6 protein-coding genes are annotated in these 2,666 nt (G+C 72.0%); all 6 read left to right on the top strand.

Annotation, left to right across the window (positions count from 1 at the left end):
• Window positions 1-148 (top strand): DUF6303 family protein (locus ABZ780_RS31530; RefSeq protein ID WP_357488376.1); only part of this gene is annotated, 148 nt, incomplete at its 5' end.
• Window positions 145-573, top strand: a complete 429-nt coding sequence (locus tag ABZ780_RS31525) for a hypothetical protein (protein WP_357488374.1) — start codon at window positions 145-147, stop codon at window positions 571-573. The genes ABZ780_RS31530 and ABZ780_RS31525, both read left to right, overlap by 4 nt.
• On the top strand, window positions 573-887 hold the full coding sequence (locus ABZ780_RS31520) for a hypothetical protein (RefSeq protein WP_357488372.1): 315 nt from the start codon (window positions 573-575) through the stop codon (window positions 885-887). Before ABZ780_RS31525 ends, ABZ780_RS31520 begins: the two co-directional genes overlap by 1 nt.
• A complete protein-coding gene (locus tag ABZ780_RS31515) occupies window positions 880-1,248 on the top strand; it encodes a VVA0879 family protein (RefSeq protein WP_357488371.1) in 369 nt (122 codons plus the stop codon). The genes ABZ780_RS31520 and ABZ780_RS31515 overlap by 8 nt, the downstream gene beginning before the upstream one ends.
• Window positions 1,245-1,718: a hypothetical protein gene (locus ABZ780_RS31510; protein ID WP_357488370.1), complete on the top strand. Its 474-nt coding sequence runs from the start codon at window positions 1,245-1,247 to the stop codon at window positions 1,716-1,718. Before ABZ780_RS31515 ends, ABZ780_RS31510 begins: the two co-directional genes overlap by 4 nt.
• Window positions 1,715-2,566, top strand: coding sequence for a hypothetical protein (locus tag ABZ780_RS31505; RefSeq protein ID WP_357488369.1), 852 nt, complete (start codon window positions 1,715-1,717; stop codon window positions 2,564-2,566). The genes ABZ780_RS31510 and ABZ780_RS31505 overlap by 4 nt, the downstream gene beginning before the upstream one ends.
• The last annotated feature ends 100 nt before the right edge of the window (window positions 2,567-2,666 follow it).

Genomic DNA, 2,666 nt, shown 5'->3' with positions numbered 1-2,666 from the left:
CTCGCTCGGCTACGCGCCCGCCCCGGGCAGCGAGTGGGAGTGGCAGGAGGACATCACGCCCAACTACCACGGCCACCCGACCGCGGTCTCCCTCATCGCCGGGATCAGCATCGTCCCGCTCGAGCAGCCGGCGGAGGCCACCCGATGACCGAGCCGACCGCTGAGGCGTACCCCGGCGAGCTGGCCATGTATCGGCAGCTCGCGCACACCCTCCGCGCTGTCGTCCTCACCGACGACGCGGACGTCAACGAGGTGCGCAGGCTGCTCGAGCAGCACGCCAGTGACGACGTCGTGGCCCGCGAGGAGGCGAAGGGGAAGAGCAGCCACCAGGCCGACGCCACCCCCCGCCTGACCGGACGCCGCGCTCGGCTCCTCGACGCCATCCGCACCCACGGGGGCCGTTGGGACACCGGCCGCGTGCTGGACCTGTACCGGCTCACCGAGCCCGGCTACATCCAGCGCGTCACCGCCCGCCGTGACCTCGGCTACCTCCAGTGGTGCGGCCACCTCGACCAGCACGGCCCTCAGGACGGCCGCTTCTACACGCTCAAGATCAGGAAGGGGCGCCGCTAGTGGGCCATCATCGTCCCCGCCTGCCCGAGGTCAGCGCTGCTCAGCGCGCGGCCCGGCTCGCCTGGAACAAGGGGCTCACCGGCAAGAGCCGCGCGGCCACCGACATGTCGGTGATCGAGGTCTGCACCGTTGGCGACTGCGGGACTCCTGTCGTCGGCCGGCGTCCGCCGGTCGCGCGCATGGTCTCCGTGCAGGGCAGTGCGGACGGCGCGGCCGCGCACTGGTACTGCCCGGTCCGCTGTGCCGCGATCGCCCGCGCCCGCGCCGACATCCGCACCATCCCGATGCGGCCGGGCGGTGAGACCCATGGCTGAACCCCGAGTGCTCACGCAGGAAGAGCTGTGGGCGGAGGCCCGCGAGCGGTTCGGCCAGAACAGCGTGGACTGGGCGTTCCAGTGCCCGTCGTGCGCTGACATCGCGACCGGCATGGACATCTTCAAGGCCTTGGCCCAGCACCCGCGTCAGGCCAAGGGCTTGAGCCGCAACGTCTACTACACCGAGGTCCTCGGCCAGGAGTGCATCGGCCGCATCCTCGGCAAGGACGGCGGCCGGGGCTGCCAGTACGCCGCGTTCGGATTCCTCCCCGGGCCCTGGCAGGTCGCCGTCCCCAACCGGCACGCACCGATGTACTGCTTTCCCCTCGCCCCGGCCGGGGAGCAGGGGGCGGCTCAGTGACCTCCCGTACGGACATCGTCGCCGCCGTCCTGCGCGGTCCCGTCCTGCGCCGTCCGGTCCTCGCGCACGAGATGCGCGAGCACTTGGTGCAGGGGCTGGACCCGCGCAGCACGCAGACGCGGTGGACGGCGACCGTGCCGCAGTTGGCCGAGGCCATCGTCACCGCCTTGCAGGAGGCGGACCGCGAGGAGAAGGACATCCCCGCCGGCAGCACCGCTCGGCACACGGGGACGGCGTCCACTGCTCGCGCGGAAGCCCCAACCAGTCACGCCCTCATCCTCGAGCGCGCCGGCCACGACGTCATCGGCACCTGTCGGTGCGGGCGCGCCATTGGCCGTACCCCACAGAACAAGCCGTTCGACGCTCTCGTCGGCCTGTGGGAGCGGCACACCAACCCGACACGTCCGGACGGGGCCTGGGCCGATGCCGTCGCCTCACTCCCCTTTCCGATCCAGAACGGAGCGTCATGACCGAGACGATTCCCGAAGCGCCGGCCGTCCCGGATCTGGCCCAGGTCCTCGGTGCACCGGCCGTCACCATCCTCGTCCGCGCGGAAGAGGCCCAGCTCGGCGACATCGCCGACAGCACGGGCGGCCTGGTGAGAGTCCGCGAGATCGTCCAGCGTCACCACACCTGGGACCTGGCCGGTGACCCGCCCGGACACGTTGCCCGAGTCGACAGACCCGGTCTCTGGCCCGGCGACACGCCACCCCTGATCCGCCACAGCTTGCCGCGTACGGACGTCATCCGCGTGCGCCGCACGGTGAAGGCCTTCGGCCGACTGCCCGGCCACTCCAAGAACGTCCACTCGCACGCGCCGGTCAAGCGCGGCTGGTACACCGACCCCGGGGGCTACGACGCCGAATGCTCCTGCGGCTGGAAAAAAGATCACGTCTACGTGTCCAAGTCCGGGGCCGCGTACGGCTGGCTGGAGCACAAGGCCTCCGAGCTGACCCGGGCCGCGCACGACGACAACTCTGCCCTCGCCTGGCTCGCGACCACCGAGGCAGCTCACTGCCTGCCGCCGGTGCCGTGGACCTTCAAGAAGATCACCCACGGGCCCCGCAACGGCGGCGGGATCGCCGAAGCCTCCCTCGACTACCTGCCGTTGCTGCTCGCCCGTCAGGTCCTCGCCGCGTGGCGGGACGTCCTCACCGTCGACTCGGACGACACGTACGAGAACCGGCGCGAGGGCCCGCGCCAGACGAGCCGCGGTAGCCGCCCCGGCTACACGTACCTCCGACTGTCCGGATTCGCCGAGGGCAACGCGCGGATCATCCTGTCCGCTCGCATCGACGAGCCGGACGACCCCGAGTGACCGGCGACGACCGGCGCCCCGGCGTCGACGGGGTGTGCGGGGACCGGACCGGCCCCCACACCCCCCACACCCCCCCCCAACCCGGCGGATGGCGGGGGGC

Origin of the sequence: Micromonospora sp. NPDC047467, from assembly GCF_040643095.1 — a bacterium.
Classification (GTDB): domain Bacteria; phylum Actinomycetota; class Actinomycetes; order Mycobacteriales; family Micromonosporaceae; genus Micromonospora.
The sequence above is the reverse complement of the archived record's forward strand: the minus strand, read 5'-3'. Positions and strand labels throughout refer to the sequence as shown.